At 72.7% G+C, this 17,880-nt stretch carries 5 protein-coding genes; all 5 read left to right on the forward strand.

The window, feature by feature from the left end; genetic code table 11:
* Positions 1-3 precede the first annotated feature (3 nt).
* The 5 genes from ACIBCM_RS05350 to ACIBCM_RS05370 all read left to right on the forward strand — a co-directional run bounded on the left by ACIBCM_RS05350 (position 4) and on the right by ACIBCM_RS05370 (position 17,789).
* Positions 4-1,086, forward strand: coding sequence for a FecCD family ABC transporter permease (locus ACIBCM_RS05350; protein ID WP_399240428.1), 1,083 nt, complete (start codon positions 4-6; stop codon positions 1,084-1,086).
* 125 nt (positions 1,087-1,211) lie between these two features.
* Positions 1,212-2,093: an ABC transporter ATP-binding protein gene (locus ACIBCM_RS05355; RefSeq protein WP_399240797.1), complete on the forward strand. Its 882-nt coding sequence runs from the start codon at positions 1,212-1,214 to the stop codon at positions 2,091-2,093.
* A gap of 316 nt (positions 2,094-2,409) precedes the next feature.
* Positions 2,410-3,459, forward strand: a complete 1,050-nt coding sequence (locus tag ACIBCM_RS05360; protein ID WP_399240430.1) for an iron-siderophore ABC transporter substrate-binding protein — start codon at positions 2,410-2,412, stop codon at positions 3,457-3,459.
* Positions 3,460-3,766: 307 nt separating this feature from the next.
* Positions 3,767-5,563 carry an ABC transporter ATP-binding protein gene (locus ACIBCM_RS05365; protein ID WP_399240432.1) on the forward strand — a complete coding sequence of 599 codons (1,797 nt, stop codon included), beginning with the start codon at positions 3,767-3,769 and terminating at the stop codon, positions 5,561-5,563.
* Positions 5,564-5,612: 49 nt separating this feature from the next.
* The gene (locus ACIBCM_RS05370; RefSeq protein WP_399240434.1) at positions 5,613-17,789 is read left to right on the forward strand and encodes an amino acid adenylation domain-containing protein; all 12,177 of its coding nucleotides are present in this window, start codon (positions 5,613-5,615) and stop codon (positions 17,787-17,789) included.
* The last annotated feature ends 91 nt before the right edge of the window (positions 17,790-17,880 follow it).

Raw genomic sequence — 17,880 nt, forward strand, 5'->3', positions numbered from 1 at the left:
GAGATGCGAGAAGCCCGCGAGCCGGTGAACGGGACGGAGACCAAGCGGTCGGTGCCGCCGGGGGTGCGGCTCGGCCGGGTGTCGTTCGTCTGGCGGCCCTGGATCGCCGGCGTCACGGTGCTGCTGACGGCGGCCACCTTCCTGGTGTTCTGCCTGTCCATCGGCGTCGGGGACTTCCCCATCGCACTGCCCCGGGTGATCGCCACGATCCTCGGCCGGGGAGAGCCCGTCGACGAGTTCGTGATCATGGACCTGCGGATGCCGCGCGCCCTGGCCGGGCTCGTCGTGGGGATCGCGCTGGGGGTGTCCGGGGCGCTCACCCAGTCCGTCGCGCGCAATCCGCTGGCCAGCCCGGACATCCTGGGGATCACCGGGGGCGCCGGCGCGGTCGCGGTGTTCCTGGTGACGGTGTCGGGCGGGACCGCCGCGGCCGTCGTCAGTTCCGTGGGGCTGTCGGCGGCGGCGCTCGCGGGCGGCCTCGGCACGGGGCTGCTGGTGTACTTCCTGGCCTGGCGGCGCGGGATCGACGGCTTCCGGCTCATCCTCATCGGCATCTCGGTGAGCGCCGTGATGGAGGCGATCACGACCTGGCTGCTGGTCACGGCGGACATCAGGGACGTGGCGCGGGCCCAGGCGTGGCTGGTCGGCTCGCTGGACGGCCGGTCGTGGGGCGAGGTCCGGGTGGCGCTCTGGTGCACGGCGGTCCTCGTGGTCGTCGTGCTGTGTGTCGCCTTCCAGTTCCAGCCGATGCACTTCGGCGACGAGGTCGCCGCGGGGCTGGGGGTCCGGTACGCGAGGGTGCGGGCGGTGCTGCTGCTGTGCGCGGTCCTGCTGGCGGGTGTGTCGGTGAGCGCGGCGGGCCCGGTCCCGTTCGTGGCGCTGGTGGCGCCCCAGGTGGCGATGCGTCTGGCGAGGTGCCCGACACCGCCGTTGGTGGCCTCCGGCATGGTGGGAGCGCTGCTGCTGACCGGTGCGGACCTGACCGCGCGTACGGTCCTGCCGGTCTCGCTCCCGGTCGGAGTGGTCACCGCGGTGATCGGCGGCCCCTTCCTCATCTATCTGCTGGTACGGGCGAACCGCAGATAGCCGCTGCAAGAGTCAGGCGTCAGGCCAACCTCAACCTAGGGGGCGCTGTGGGTGCTCAATACATCACCGAGAACGGGACGGAGACCGGGACCGGGACCGGGACGGAAACCGGGACCGGCGCGGAGATCCGGGCCGGGACCGGCGTCGGCGTCGGTGACGTCTCACGGCTGGCGGCCCGGGGCGTCACGGTCGGATACGGCGGCCGGAACGTCATCGACGATCTCGACGTGGCGATTCCGCCAGGGGTGATCACCACGGTCATCGGCCCCAACGGCTGTGGGAAGTCAACCCTGTTGCGGACCCTGTCACGACTGCTCAGGCCGACCAGGGGCACGGTCGTACTGGACGGGGAGGACATCGCCCGGCTCAGGACCAAGGACGTGGCGAGGAAGCTCGGACTGCTGCCGCAGGCACCCGTCGCGCCGGAGGGCCTGACAGTGGCCGACCTGGTCGCCAGGGGCAGGCATCCGCACCAGAGCTGGCTGCGGCAGTGGTCGTCCGACGACGCCGCCGTGGTGGAGCGCGCGCTGGCCATGACCGGGGTGTCCGATCTGGCCGACCGCCCGGTCGACGCGCTGTCGGGCGGGCAGCGTCAGCGCGTCTGGATCTCGATGACCCTGGCTCAGGGCACCGACCTGCTGCTGCTGGACGAGCCGACCACCTATCTGGACCTGGCACACGCGGTCGAGGTGCTCGACCTGGTGGACGATCTGCACGAGTCGGGGTGCACCGTGGTGATGGTGCTGCACGACCTCAATCTGGCCACGCGCTACAGCGACAACCTGATCGTGATGAGGGAGGGGCTGATCCTGGCGCGGGGACACCCGCGTGAGGTGATCAGCGACGAGCTGCTGTACGAGGCCTTCGGGCTGCGCGCCCGGGTGATCGACGACCCGGTGGGGGACCGGCCGCTGATCGTGCCGATCGGCCGTACCCATGTCCGGCCCGACCGGGTGCCGGATTCCCCGCACGGCGTACCCGTATCGGCGCCGCGACGGATTGGGTGACCGGCACGGCCGTCTCCGCATTCGGCCCGGACCCGACACGGACCCGACCCGCCCCGGCCCGGACCCGCCCGGCCCGTGCCGGCCGGGTTCGGCGCTGAAACGGGACGGTGCCCGGCGGGCGGCCGGTTGAGCGGACTCCGGTACCCCGTCGCACCCAGCACAGCCGGAGGCGCCCTCCGGCCCCGTGGGCGGACCAACGGAGTTCCGGTAGCGGGAAGTTGGCAAGTAAGGCTAGGCTAACCTCATCTGTAAAAGGTAAGGTTTGCCTGCCCTTAGACGGGGGTGCAGTGGACAGCACGACAGCAAGGGATCCCGGATGCTTCTCCAGCGAACGACGGTCATGAAGTCCTGGCGGCGGCTGACGGCCGCGTTAGCCGCCACCGTCCTCGGCGTCGGTCTTCTCGCGGGGTGCGGTTCCGACTCGCCCGGCGAGAAGGACGACAAGACCCCGGCCGCCGCCACCGGCGTCTTCCCGGTCACCGTGGAGCACGCCTTCGGATCCACGAAGATCACCAAGACCCCGCAGCGGGTCGTCTCCGTCGGCTACACCGACGACCAGGCGGTCCTGGCGTTCGGCATCAAGCCGGTCGGCATGGTCGACCAGTATCCGAACCCGCCCGGCAAGTCCCCCGACATCAACACCCAGTGGCCCTGGGTGAAGGACAAGTGGGGAGACACCCGCCCCGAGGTCGTCATGAGCAACGGCGACTCCGGCCCGAACTACGAGAAGATAGCCGCCCTGCGGCCGGATCTGATCATCGCGGTCTACTCCGAGATCGACCGGGCCGCCTACGACCGGCTCTCGAAGATCGCCCCGACGGTGGGCCGCACCAAGGCCGAGAAGGAGCCGTTCAGCGCCCGGTGGCAGGACAACGCCGTCCATATCGCCAAGGCGCTCGGCAAGGCCGACGAGGGCGCCGAGCTGGTACAGGGTATCCAGGACAAGCTCGACGCGGCCCGTAAGGCGCACCCAGAGTTCGCGAGCCGGACCGCCGTCGCCCTGTCCTGGTACGAGAACAAGGTGGCGCCGTTCGCCACCACCGATGTGCGCGGACGGCTGGTCACGGGCCTCGGCTTCAAGGGCGCGACCGAGATCGACAAGGTCGCGGGTGGCAAGTTCTTCACCGTGCTCTCCCCCGAGCGTATGGACCTGATCGACGTCGACCACCTCTTCGTCATCAACGACCGGGCCGACCAGGAAGCGCTCAAGAAGTTCGAGCTGTTCACCAATCTGTCCGCGGTCAAGAAGGGCAATGTGTCGTACCTGCTGGACAGCGAGGGCCCGGCGGTCGGCGCGGCCATGTCCCAGGGCACGCTGCTGTCCCTGCCGTACGCGATCGACGAACTCGTCAAGTCGGTCGGGTAGACGGGTCGTCATCATCGCGCCGTGTGCCGGGAAGGCGGGCTCGCGGCACACGGCCGCACGGCAGAGGGTCGCTCTCGTACGGAACGTACCCGGGTGACCCCGGCGACCGGGCGCACACGGGCCGGGGGCCCGGCGGGACGGTGACGGCACGGCCCGGCGCCGCCCGCGACGGGCCGGCCCGTACGGGGAGCGGGCCCCGGCTGCAACCGGGCCCGGTCCCCGCCCGTGCCCGGAGCGTTATGGGGGAGAGGCACGGTGCCCCGGGCAGGCGAGCCCCGCGGATCCGACACGACGAGAGGCCCTGGGTGTGAGCACCACCGAAACGCGCGCCGCCCCGGCGGCCTTACGTACGGCGACCGGACGCGAGGCCACCCGATGGGTCTGGGCACACTGCCGGAGCGTGCCCTGGCAGGCGGCGGCCACCGTGGTCACCACGGTGGCCGGGGCGGCTCTCCAGGTGCTCCCGCTGCTGCTCCTCGGCCGGGTGGTCGACGGGGTCACCGCGGGCGAACCGCGCTCGGTCCTGGTCACCCTGGGAGCGTGGATGGTGGCGGCCGCGCTGCTCGGCGCGGCGGCCACCGCGGTGTCGACCTGGCTGATCGGACGGCTGGGCGCGGATCTGCTCGCGCGGCTGCGGGAAGGCGCCGTCCGCGCGGTGCTGGGCATGCCGAGCGCACGGATCGAGCAGGTCGGCCGGGGCGATGTGCTGTCCCGGGTCGGTGACGATGTGGCCGTGCTGTCCAACGGCATCCGCACGGCCGTCCCGACGGTGTTCTCGGCGGGAGTACTGGTCGTCATCGCCACGGTGGGCATGTTCGGACTGGACTGGCGGCTCGGACTGGCGGGAGCGGGCGCCCTGCCCGCGTACGCGCTCGCCCTGCGCTGGTATCTGCCCCGGTCCGCCCCGCTCTATCTTCGGCAGCGGGCGGCCCAGGCCGACCGGGCCCAGGCGCTGATCAGCGGACTGAACGGGATCGACACGGTCCGTGCGTACCGCCTGGAGGACGACTTCCGCGAGCAGGTCACCCGTGAGTCGTGGCGGGTGCGCGAACTCGGGATCGAGGTGTTCCGGCTCTTCGGCCGGTTCGTCGGCAGGGAGAACCGCGCCGAGTTCACCGGGCTGGTCCTGATCATCGTGGTGGGATACGCCCTGCTGGAGGCCGGCGCCGCCAGTCTGGGCGAGGTGGCGGCGGCACCGCTGCTGTTCCACCGGCTGTTCACCCCGCTCGGCTCCATCATGTTCACCTTCGACGAGGCACAGAAGTCGGGCGCGAGCCTGATCCGGCTGGTCGGGGTGCTGGGGGAGGCCGCGGAGGACCGGCTGGTGGGCGACGCGGCCGTGGCGCCGGCGGACACCGCGCCGCCCCCGGTGACGGTCGAGGGGCTGACGTTCCGTTATCCCGGCGCCGGGGAGCCGGTCCTGCGGGACGTCGGCCTGACGATCCCGGGCGGCGGTTCGCTCGCGCTGGTGGGGGCGACGGGCGCGGGCAAGTCGACGCTCGCCGCGCTGATCGCGGGCATCGGGACCCCGGAGTCCGGGTCGGTGCGCGTCGGGCCCACCGACCTCGCGGATCTGGACGAGGCCGGGGTACGGGCCCTGGTGAGCATCCTGACCCAGGAGACGCACGTGTTCTCCGGTCCGCTCGCCGGCGATCTGCGGCTGGCCGCACCGGAGGCGACCGACGCCGAACTGTTGGACGCGCTGCGCACGGCCGGTGCCGGTGAGTGGGTCGAGGCGCTGCCCGAGGGGCTGAACACCCCGGTCGGTGAGGGCGGCGAGCGCCTGGACGGCACCAAGGTCGCCCAGATCGCCCTGGCCCGGCTCGTGGTGCGCCGCTCGCCGGTGGTGGTGCTCGACGAGTCGACCGCGGAGGCGGGCAGCGAGGGCGCCGCCGCGCTGGAGCGGGCCGTACTGGCCGCGTGCTCGGGCCGGACCACGCTTTTCGTGGCACACCGGCTGACCCAGGCGATGGCCGCTGACCGGATCGCCGTACTGGAGGCGGGACGCGTCGTCGAGCAGGGCACACACGAGGAGTTGGTGGCCCTGGGCGGCCGGTACGGGCGCCTGTGGCGGGCCTGGCGGCAAGGCAGTGAGGACATCTGAAACCGGTGGGGCCGGCTGTTGTGAACCCGAAGGGACGCTGAGTCTTTTGATGACGGAACCGAGCGATCGTCTCGTACTGCTCTCTCCCGAGCGCCTGGCCGGGGTACGGCGGCGCACCGGCGACCACTCCGACAGGACGATCGCCGCGGCATGCGCCATCGGACTGTCGTACTGGGCGACGGGCCGCGGTCCCGACGGCATCGACCTCACCCCCGGCACCCTGTTCGCCGATGTCCTCGGGTGGGTCGACAACGGCGGGGACGGGCCCGCCGGCTGGGAGGTCGGCGCGGACGGCCGCAGCATCGCCCTCCCGGACGGCGTCGCGCCGGCCGACGCACAGCTAGCGCTGGACGATCTGGCGGACTTCCCCGACCGGCCCATCGGCACCATCGGCCCGTCCGGCGCGGCCGAGCGGACCGAGGAGCTGACCCGGTGGAACGACACCGGGGCCGACCGGGTCCGCCCGAGCCTGGTGGAGCTGTTCCGCGAGCAGGCGCGCACCAGGCCGGACGCCGTCGCCGTCGTCGACGGGCACCGCTCGCTGACGTACCGTGAGACGGCCGAGCTGTCCAGCCAGCTGGCCCACCATCTGATCGCCCGCGGACTCACCCCCGAACAGGTCGTCGGTATCTCCCTCGGCCGCTCGGCCGAGATGGTGATCGGGCTGCTCGGTGTGCTCCAGGCGGGGTGCGCCTTCGTACCGCTCGATCCCCGGTGGCCCGCCGCGCGCCGGGCGGTCGTCATCGACGACGCCCGGATCGTGGCGCAGCTCAACGACTCGGGCGAGCACGCCCCGGGGGAGCCGGACGCGGTGGCCGTCGACCTCGGCGACTGGCGGTTCGGCTCCTGCCCCTCCGGCGGGACCGGGGTCACCGTCCCCGGGGGCGCCCTCGCCTATGTGATCTTCACCTCCGGTTCCACCGGGCGGCCCAAGGGCGCGATGATCCGCCACGAGGCGATCAGCGAGCGCCTTGTGTGGCAGGCCGAGGAGATCCTGGGCTTCGGCCACGACGACGCCTCGCTGTTCAAGGCGCCGCTGTCCTTCGACATCTCCATCAACGAGATCTTCCTCCCGCTGGTGCGCGGTGGCAGGCTGGTGGTCCTGCGGCCCGGCGGCGAGCGCGACCCGCACCATCTGCTGAGCGTGATCGCCGAGCAGCGTGTCACCTTCACCTATCTGGTGTCGTCCATGCTGGACGTCCTGCTGGAGATCGCGGGCGACTCCGGGCGGCTGGACAGCCTGCGGCATGTGTGGTGCGGCGGCGAGGTGCTGACCCCGGAGCTGTACGAGCGGTTCCGCGCCCGGCTCGCCATCCCCCTCTACCACGGCTACGGACCGGCCGAGACGACGATCGGCGTCTCGCACGTCGTCTACCGGGGCGCGGCGGAACGCCTGTCGACATCCATCGGCAAGGCCAACCCCAACACCCAGTTGTACGTGCTCGACGACGAACTGCGCCCGGTCCCGGTGGGGGTCGGGGGTGAACTGTACGTCGGCGGGTTCCTCCTGGGCCGCGGTTACGCGGGCGCCCCCGGACTGACGGCGTCCCGGTTCGTGGCGAACCCCTTCGCCGGGGACGGGTCCCGGCTGTACCGGACCGGTGACCTCGCCCGGTACGCCCCGGACGGGTCGCTGGACTTCCTCGGCCGGGCCGACAACCAGATCAAGATCCGCGGTATGCGCCTGGAGATCGAGGATGTCGAGGCCTCTCTCGCGGAGCACCCCGGGGTACGGCACACCTGCGTCGTCGCGAGGCGGAACACGGCCGGCGGCACCTATCTGGTGGGATATGTGATCCCGGGCGCCGGGAGCGAGGACCTGCGGGCGGACGAGGTCAGGGCGTGGGCCGCCGGGCACATGGTGGAGTACATGGTGCCCGCCCATATCGTCGTGATGGAGGACTTCCCGCTCACCGCGAACGGCAAGGTCGACCGGCGCGCGCTGCCCGAGCCCGTGATCGGGACGGGCTCACTCGTCCGGCCCGCCGACGACAGGGAGCGCGCGGTGTGCGCGGCCGTCGCGGCGGTGCTGCGACTCGACGAGGTCGGTGTCGACCAGGACTTCTTCCAGCTCGGCGGGGACAGCATTCTGGCGATCTCGCTGCTGAGCGCGCTGCGGGACGCGGGTCTCCATGTCACGGCACGGCAGATCTTCACCCACAGCGTCGTGGGGGAGCTGGCGGCCGTGGCGAGCCGTGAGGACGTCTCCACCGTCGACCACGACGATGTGGCGACCGGGTCCGTGGCCGGATCGCCCATCGTGCGGTGGCTCGGCGAGACCACGGACGCGATCGACGGCTTCGTCCAGTCGGTGGTGCTGAACACCCCCGGTGACCTGACGCCCGATGCCCTCGACACGATCCTCACCGCCGTCGTCGGGCGCCATGACATGCTGCGCGCCAGGCTGGTGCGCGGTGAACGCTGGAGCTTCGACATCCCGGAGGCGGCGCGGACGGCCCGCGGGTGGCAGGAGAGCGACCGGCCGCTCGACGAGTGCGTCGCGCTCGCCACCGGCGGACTGGACCCGGCGGACGGTGTGATGCTGCGTGCCGTCTGGCGCCGTGAGGTACGGCAACTGGTCGTGGTCGTCCACCATGTGGTGGTCGACGGGGTCTCCTGGCGGATCCTGATGGACGACCTCGCCACCGCCTGGCGGCAGTTCACCTCGGGCGCGCCCGTCGAACCGCCCCCCGTGGGCACGTCGTTCCGGCGCTGGACCCAGTTGCTGGAGCGCGCCGCCTCCGGCGCCGACCCCACCTGCTTCCGGCGTCCCCTGCCGGGCCCGGACGGACCGCTGGGCAGGCGCCCGCTGTCGAAGACCGACACCGTCGCGGGGGAGCGGGTACGGACCGTCACGGCCGGGCCCGAGGTCACGGCAGCGCTGCTGGGGGAGATTCCCGCGAGGTTCCACGCGGGAGTCAACGACGTACTGCTGACCGCGCTCGCGGTCGCCCTCGCCCGGTGGCGCCGCGATCTCGGGCAGGAGCAGACGTTCGCGCACATCGAACTCGAAGGCCACGGCCGCGAAGGGCGGTTCGTGGCGGGCACCGCCGGCTTCGAGCCGGAGCTGTCACGGACCGTGGGCTGGTTCACCACCCTGTTTCCCGTGACTGTGGACCCCGGCACCGCGGCCGACCTGACGGCGCCCGCGTATCTGGCCGCCGCGCTGAAGGCGGTCAAGGAGGACCTCGCCCGGGTGCCGGGTAACGGCATCTCCTACGGGGCCCTGCGGTATCTGTCCGGCACCGCGTTCGACGCCCCCGCGCCGCAGGTGCTGTTCAACTACCTCGGCCGCTTCGACGCGGGCGCGCCCGGCGACTGGCAGCTCGCGGGTACCACGGGACAGCTGGGCGAGAAGCGTGACCCGAGGATGCGCCTGCCGCGCGCCCTGGAGTTCAACGCGATCGCCGAGCCCGCCCCCGCCGGCGGGTACGAGCTGGTCACCACCATCTCCTGGCCCGACGGGATGTTCACCGACGAGGACATCTCGACGGTCGGCGCGTACTTCCGGGCGGCCCTCGCCGGGCTGGCCGCCCTCGACGGGGGCGGCCACTCTCCCAGCGACTTCGCCCCGCTGCCGCTCACCCAGGCCGACGTCGACGACCTGGACGGCCCGGCGCTGCGGGACATCCTGCCGCTCACCCCGTTGCAGGAGGGCCTGTACTTCCACTCCGTCTTCGACGACGAGGCGGCGGGCAGTTATGTCGAGCAGCAACTGCTGACGCTGGAGGGCGAGGTGGACGCCGGCCGGCTCGCGGCGGCGGCCACCCGGCTGCTCACGCTGTACCCGAATCTGGCCGCGCGGTTCACGGCCCTCGCCGACGGCCGTGTGGTCTCCGTGCTGGAGAGCGGCGTCGAGGCGCCCTTCACCACGCTGGACCGCCCCGGGATCACCGACGCGGAGATCCGCGACTACGCCGAGCGGGACCGGCGCGCCGGGTTCGACCTGGCCACCGGCCCGCAGATGCGGTACACGCTCATCCGCGCGGGATCCGGCCGGACCGTCCTGGTGCAGACCGTGCACCACATCATCGCCGACGGCTGGTCGGTGCCGCCGATGCTCCGCGCGCTGCTGGCCGAGTACCACACGCCGGGGGCGCTGTACCCGCGCGGCGGCTTCCCCGAATACGTACGCCGGCTCGCCGGACGCGACGGCGAGGAGAGCGACCGGGTCTGGGACGAACAGCTCGCCGGCCTGCCCGGACCCTCCCTGGTCGCCGGGGGACACACCCCGTCCGACCGCTTCGCCGACACCGCCGCCCGGACCGAGGTGGACATCGACGCGGCCGTCCGGTCGGCCGGTGTGCCCCTGAGCGTGGCCGTGCACAGCGCCTGGGCGGTGACGCTGGGCGGCATCCTGCACGGCTCCGATGTGGTGTTCGGCTCCACGGTGTCCGGGCGCGACGCGGACGTACCCGGCATCGAGGACATGGTGGGCCTGTTCATCAACACCGTCCCCGTACGGGCCCGGTGGAACCCTGGCACCACGGCGCGCGAGCTCCTCGACTCGGTGCGGGAACACCAGAGCGCGGTGCTGGCGCACCAGCATGTCTCACTGACCAGGATCGGCCGCCGCGCCGGCGCCGGGGCCCTGTTCGACACCCTGGTGGTCTTCGACGTCCCGACCGACACGGACGGCCTGCGGCGCCCCGGCGACTCGCTGGTCATCACCGGGATCGTGAACGAGGGCGCCCCGCACTACCCGTTGAGCCTGGTGGTGGAGCGCGCGCCCGACGGCCGTCCCCGCTTCAATCTGATCTACGACGGCGAGCTGCTGCGGGAGGCGGGCGCCAGGGCGATCCTGCGCACCTTCACCTCTGCTCTCACCGCCCTGCTCACCCGTCCGGACACCCCGGTCGCCGACCTGGTGTCCACGGGCGCCCGGCCCCCCGCGCTCCGCGGGGGCGAGGGCGGCCCCTCCCCGGCAGCGGCCGGCACCCCGACGACCCTGGACGGACTCTTCGACGCGGCGGCGAGCCGAGACCCGGCCGCCACCGCCGTCACCCAGTGCGGCCTCGACGGCGCCACCCGGTCGATGACCTACGGCGAACTCGCCGCGGCGAAGGACGAACTGGCCACCGCCCTGCGCGCGGCCGGGGCCGGACCGGGCACACGGGTCGCCGTCGCCGTCCCGCGCTCCGTCGAGCAGGTCGTCGCCCTGGTCGCGACCGTCACCGCGGGCGGCGCCTACGTACCGCTGGACCTCGCCTATCCGGACGAACGGCTGGAGTACATCCTCGCCGACGCCGCTCCCCAGGTCGTGGTGGTGGACCGGGACCAGCGGGAGCGCTTCACGGAGCTGCTGGCCCGGGCGGGTGTGCGGGCCCGGGTGCTCGTACCGGGAGACGAACCGCCGCCGGAGACCGCCCGCCCCCGGGACGACGGGTCCGGGGCCGGGGGCCATCACCCCGCGTATGTGATCTACACATCCGGCTCGACCGGAAGGCCCAAGGGTGTCGCCGTCGCGCACTCCAGTGTGGTGGCACTGCTCACGAACACACGGCCCGCCATGGACTTCGGTCCGCGCGATGTGTGGGTCCAGTTCCACTCCTACTCCTTCGACGTCGCGGTCTGGGAGCTGTGGGGCGCGCTGGCGCACGGCGGTGAGCTGCTGGTGCCGGAGTACGGGCTGACCCGCTCCCCGGTCGACTTCCACCGGCTCGTCCGCGAGCGCGGGGTGACCGTGCTCAACCAGACTCCGTCGGCCTTCTACCAGTTCATCGAGGCCGACCGGCACTCCGCCGAGCCGGTCACCACACTGCGCCGGATCATCTTCGCGGGCGAGGCGCTGGACCTCGGGCGGCTGCGCGGCTGGGTCGAGCGGTACGGCACCGGCTCCCCCGAACTGGTCAATATGTACGGCATCACCGAGACCACCGTCCATGTCACCCACCGGGTGCTGACCGACGAGGACTTCGGCTTCCGCGGCGTCAGCCCGATCGGCGGCCCGATACCCGGCCTGGTCACCTATCTGCTCGACGACCGGCTCAGGCCCGTACCCCCGGGCCGGGAGGGCGCCATCTACGTCGCGGGCGACCAGGTGTCGCTCGGCTACCTGGGCAGGCCGGGGCTCACCGCGGGCCGGTTCGTCGCCGATCCGTTCGCGGGTGACGGCTCCCGTATGTACCACTCGGGCGATCTCGCCCGCCGAACGCTCGACGGAGGGCTGGAGTTCATCGGCCGGGCCGACGACCAGGTGCAGCTCAAGGGCTTCCGTATCGAACTCGCCGAGGTGGAGTCCGCGATCAGGGAACTCGACGGTGTGGCCGATGCGGCCGTCACCGTGGCCGACAGCGGCGACCACCTGGTCGCCCACGTCGTGGGTCGAGTGCCCGGCGGCTTCACCGGCCTGCTGTCCGGGAAGCTGCCCAAGCACATGGTGCCGGGCCGGGTGCTGACAGCCGACGCCCTGCCGCTGACGGTCAACGGCAAGCTGGACCGCAGGGCCCTGGCCGAGCGGGCCGCGCGGGACGACGTCCCTGAGACCCTGGACGATTCCGTACTCGCCGCGCTGACCGGCGTCTTCGCCGAAGCGCTGCCCGGCTCCGACGTGGACGGTGACACCGACTTCTTCCGGGCCGGGGGCGACAGCATCACCGCCATCACCGTGATCAACCGGGCCAGGGCGCTCGGACTGCCGATCGCCCCGCGGGACGTGTTCCTGTTCCGGACACCGCGGGCGCTCGCCGGTCGGCTGGAGGCGCGCACACCCGGGCCCACGGCGAACCCGTCACCACCCCGCCGTGCTGACGGCCCCCTGACCCCGACCCCGATCATCCTGCGCCGGCGGGAACTGGGCGGATCGCTCGCCCGGTTCGCGCAGGCCAGGGCGGTGGTGGCACCCGAAGGCACCGGTCTCGCCGACGCCGAGCGCGCCGCGAACGCCGTCGTGGCCGCGCACCCGGCCCTGCGGATGCGGCTGAGCACCGGGCACGGGGTGTGGTCACTGCGCACCGAACCCGCCCGTGAGGTCGCCGTCGTCCGCACGGACGCGACCGACCCGGCCGCCGCGGCCGACGAGGCCGCCGGGCGCCTCGATCCCGGGTCCGGGGACCTCATCGCGTTCTCCTGGCTGGCGGCCCGCCGGACGCTGGTGGTCGCCGTGCACCATCTCGCCGTGGACGCGGTGTCCTGGCTGATCCTGCTGGACGATCTGGCCGCCGCCCTGCGCGGAGCGCCCCCGGCGCCGACGACGACGTCCTACGCCGAGTACGCGGAAGCCCTGGCGGTACGCTCCGCCCAGGTGACCGACGACCTCGGGCACTGGGTCACCACCCTCCAGGCGCCCCCGCTGCTGCCCGTGGCCGGGAACACGCGCGAGATCACGGTCGTACTCCCTCCCGAGGCCGGCGACCGGCTGACACGGACCGCGCCCGCCGCACTCGGCGTCGGCCTCACCGAGCTGCTGTGCGGCGCGCTGCGGACCGCGCTGACCCATGTCCAGGCATCGCCCGCCGATCTCGCCGTCGAGGTGGAGCGGCACGGCCGGGTCCCGGCGCTGGAACACCACGACTACACCCGTACGGTCGGCTGGTTCACCTCCATCGCGCCCGTACGGCTCACGGCCCACACCGACCCCGTCGCTGCGGCGCGCGAGGTCGCCGAACGCCGGCCGGACGAGTGGGGGCACCTCGCCTACGGGCTGCTCCGATACCTCAATCCGCAGACGGCCCCGCTGCTCGGGGCCCGCCCGCAGGTGCTGTTCAACTACCTCGGCCGGGGCGGCGAGTCCCAGGCGCTCCCCATCACCGGCGTCGACGAGGGCAGCCCCTACGCCGTCGAGGTCAACGCCTGGACCGACGCGGCCACCGGAAGCCTGCACGCGGCCTTCACCCTCGCCGAGGGCATCCCCGACGAGATCACCGGGCACTGGCTCAGGGCGCTGGAGGCCATCGCGGACGCCTCCGTGACGGCCGAGCGCACCGCACCGCTCACCCCGCTCCAGCGGGGCCTGTTCTTCCAGGCCCAGCTGGCGGGACCGGCCGGGCAGTATGTCGCCCAGAGCTACTTCACCTTCGACCGGCGCCTGGACCCCGAAGCGCTGGCCGAGGCGATGGCCCGGGTGATCGCCCGGCACCCGTCCGTGGGCGCGGGCTTCACCACCGACGACGACGGTACCCCGGTCCAGGTCCTCAGGGCGGGCCGGAGGGTCGGCGTCCGTACGGTCGAACTGGCCTCGGACGCGGACGCCGAGGCCCTGTGCGCCCGGGACCGCGAGCGGGGCTTCGACCCGGGCGAGGCCCCCCTGATCCGGCTGACCGTGGCACGCCTGCCCGAGGGGCGCGACGGACTGCTGCTCAGCTACCACCTGCTGCTGTGGGACGGCTGGTCCCGGGAGATCGTGCTCCGGGACCTGTTCGACGCCTATGAGGCCGTCGTGGCGGGCGAGCCGCCCGCCCCCGCTCCGGCCACGCCGAGCTTCGAGGACCACGCCCGCGCGCTCGACGCCAGGGACCCCGCCGTGTCGGAACGCTTCTGGGCGGAGCACCTGGCGGACCTCCCCGGCCCGACGCTGCTCGCCGGACCGGCGCCCGCCCTGTCCGACGAACCGCCGCGCACACTCGCGCACACCCTGTCCGCCGAGCAGTCGGACCTGCTGCGGGACGCGGCGAGAGGGCACGGCGTCACCCTGAACTCGGTGCTCACCGGCGCGTTCGGCCTGCTGCTGGGCGCCCACACGGGCCGAGGCGACGCCGTGTTCGGCGTGACCGTCTCCGGCCGTGAGGGCGAGGGCCTGTCCGGCATCGTCGGCGTACTGCTCAACACCGTGCCCCAGTGGACCCGGGCACGGCCGGACGACACGGTCGGGGAGTATCTGTCGGCCGTGCAGACGGCCCGGGTCGAGGCGATGGAGCACGAGCACCTGGGGCTCGGCGAGATCCAGCGGGCCGGCGGGCACGACACCCTGTTCGACAATCTCTTCGTGCTCCAGAACTTCCTGGACATGGACGCGTTCGCCGAGATGAACGCCCGGCACGGCATCACCTCCGTACGGTCCGAGGACTCCACGCACTACCCCTTCACCTGGATCGTCACTCCCGGCGACCGGCTCACGGTCACGCTGGAGTACCGCGACGACCCCGGGACCGCCCGGCGTCTGCTCGGCGACTACGTACGTGTCCTCGACGACCTGGCCCGGTCGACCGGACCGGTGGGCGCGCTGCGGGGCGTGGGGCCGGAGCCGGAGCCCGCCGGGCGCACGGACATCGGCACCGACACCGTGGTCGACCGCTTCGACCGGGCGGCGGACGGCGACCCCGACCGGGTCGCGCTCGTCGCCCACGGCCGGACCATGACCTTCGCCGGACTCCGGGACCGCAGCCGCGCGGTGGCGGGAGTGCTCGCCCGGCGCGGCATCGGCCCCGGGGCGGCCGTGGGTCTCGCGATCCCGCGCTCCCTCGACTCGATCGTTGCGCTGTTCGCCGTGCTGCGCACCGGTGCCGCCTATGTGCCGCTGGAGCTGGACCACCCGGACGAGCGGATCGCCTCGATCGTCGGGGACGCCCGCCCGGACGTGATCCTCACCGTGAGCACCGTGGCCCCCCGGCTGACCGGGCTCACCGGCGATCTGATCGAGCTGGACCGCCCCCTGCCCGAGGCCGAGCCGTATCCGGCGTTCGCACCGGACGACCCGGACCGGCTGCGGCACCCCGCGTACACGATCTACACCTCCGGATCGACCGGGCAGCCCAAGGGCGTGGTGACCGAGTACGCCGGGCTCACCAATATGCTGATCAACCATCAGCGCAGGATCTTCGAGCCCGTGCTGGAGGAACACGGCCACCGGGTCTTCCGGATCGCGCACACCGTGTCCTTCGCCTTCGACATGTCGTGGGAGGAACTGCTGTGGCTCGCCGACGGCCACGAGGTGCACATCTGCGACGAGGAACTGCGCCGCGACGCGCTCCGGCTGGTCGAGTACTGCCGTGAGCACGGGATCGACGTCATCAATGTGACCCCGACCTATGCGCAGCAGCTGGTGGCCGAGGGCCTGCTCGACGACCCCGCACGGCGGCCCGCGCTGGTGCTGCTGGGCGGCGAGGCCGTCACCCCGGCACTGTGGCAGCGGCTCGCCGAAACCGAGGGGACCGTGGGCTACAACCTCTACGGTCCCACCGAGTACACCATCAACACCCTCGGCGTCGGGACCTACGAATGCCAGGACCCGGTCGTGGGCGTGGCGATCGACAACACCGACGTGTATGTGCTGGACCCCTGGCTGCGGCCGCTGCCGGACGGGGTCCCCGGTGAGCTGTATGTGTCGGGCATCGGGATCGCGCGCGGCTATCTCGGGCAGCCCGCCCAGACCGCGCACCGGTTCGTCGCCTGCCCGTTCGGCGCGGCCGGCGGGCGTATGTACCGCACCGGGGACCTGGTGGTCCGGCGGCCCGACGGAAACCTGATGTATCTGGGACGTACCGACCAGCAGGTCAAGATCCGGGGGCACCGGGTCGAGCTCGGTGAGATCGAGGCACCGCTGGCCGCCCATGCGCAGGTGGCCCAGGCGGTGGTCATCGCCCGCGAGGACCGCGCCGGCGACAGGCGCCTGACCGCCTATGTCGTCCCGGCGACAGCCGCCACCACACCGGAGACCACGCGGGAGCTGACAGGACGGCTCCGGGACCATCTGCGCGGGCGCCTGCCGGAATACATGGTCCCCTCCGCGTTCGTGGTCCTGGACGCCCTGCCGCTGACGGCGAACGGGAAGCTGGACCCGCGGGCTCTGCCCGCACCGGACCTCACCGCACAGGTCGCCGGCCGTGAGCCCCGCACCAGGCACGAGAAGGTGCTGTGCGCTCTGTTCGCCGAGGTCCTCGGGGTCGAGCGGGTGGGAACCGACGACGACTTCCTCGCCCTGGGCGGGCATTCGCTCCTGGTGGTCCGGCTGTTGGCGAGGGTGCGGGCCGAACTCGGGGTGCGTCTGTGGGTGCGGGAGTTCCTCGCGGCCCCCACGGCCGGCAGGCTCGCCGTACTCATCGAGGGCAAACAGGCCGGGCGTACGGCGAGTGACGTGCCCGTGGTGACCGACGCCGAGGCACGGCTCGACACCGGAACGCGCTTCCCGGCACCCGGCCGGGCGCGGGCGGGCGAGGATCCGCGCCGGATCCTGCTCACGGGAGCCACCGGGTTCGTCGGCGCCTTTCTGCTGCGGGAGCTGCTGACACGGACCGAGCCGTCCGGTACTCAGGTGATCTGCCTGATACGCGGGGAGTCGGCCGAGGCCGTGCGCGCGCGCCTCAACGAGGTGACGGGCTCCTACGGCCTGGGCGCGGCGGCGGACGACCCACGTGTCCACGTCGTCCGCGGTGACCTGGCCCGGCCGGGCCTCGGCGTCTCGCCCGCCCGGTGGCGGCAGTTGGCGGACGAGGTGGACACCGTCGTGCACGCGGGTGCGTACGTGCACCACCTGTCGTCGTACGAGCATCTGAAGCCGGCGAACGTCGACGGGACACGGGAACTGCTGCGGCTCGCGGCCGAGGGCCGCCCCAAGCGCTTCCACCACATCTCCACCCTGGGGCTCTTCCGCGGCGGCCCGGACCCCCGGCTGATCACCGAGGACTCCGACACCTCGGGCGAACGGCATCCCCTGGCGGACGGTTATGTGGCCGGGAAATGGGTGGCCGACCGAATGGTCCAGCACGCCGTCGCCCGGGGCGCCGACGCACGGGTGTACCGGCTCGGCCGGGTGTGGGCGGACTCGCGGCACGGAGCCGTCAGCCAGGACGACTTCTACTGCCGGCTGCTGACCACATCCGCCGCGCTGGGCTGCTATCCGCGGCACCCGGTGGCACACGCCGACCTCGTCCCCGCGGACATCGCGGCCCGCGCCCTGGTCGCCCTCGCACTCGATCACCATCCCGACTCCGCCGCCGTGTGCCATCTCCATCATGTCCGGCACACGAGCGCGGAGGAGTTCCTCGCGGTCTTCGACGCGATGCACGGAACGCGTACGGTGCCCGTGCCGCTCGGCGAATGGCTGCGCCGGCTCAGGCGCGCGAGCGAAGCGGGCCGGGACCTGGCGTTCCTGCCCTACCTGGACACCTTCGAGGAGCACGCGCGCTCCACCGACGCCGGAGCAGGCCGAGCGGGCGACACCTACCGCAACCCGCGGACCCTGCGCAGTCTGGAGCGGCTCGGCGTGACCGTCCCGGACATCGACACCGGGATGATCACGGCGTTCTGGCGCGCGCTGCCGGATTTGGCCACCGAACGCGACAACCGCTGACGAGCGCGCCGGCGCCGTGCCGCGGGCGGCCGTACACGTCCCGGACCGCACCCATCAGCCACACCCGGTCCTCCCGGACCCCAACCATTCT

The sequence above is a fragment of the Streptomyces sp. NPDC051018 genome (assembly GCF_044456085.1).
Taxonomy (GTDB): Bacteria; Actinomycetota; Actinomycetes; order Streptomycetales; family Streptomycetaceae; genus Streptomyces.

Coding starts and splice junctions, on each gene's coding strand:
- ACIBCM_RS05370 (WP_399240434.1), top strand. CDS start 5,613: ATGACGGAACCGAGCGATCGTCTCGTACTGCTCTCTCCCGAGCGCCTG.
- ACIBCM_RS05350 (WP_399240428.1), top strand. CDS start 4: ATGCGAGAAGCCCGCGAGCCGGTGAACGGGACGGAGACCAAGCGGTCG.
- ACIBCM_RS05360 (WP_399240430.1), top strand. CDS start 2,410: ATGCTTCTCCAGCGAACGACGGTCATGAAGTCCTGGCGGCGGCTGACG.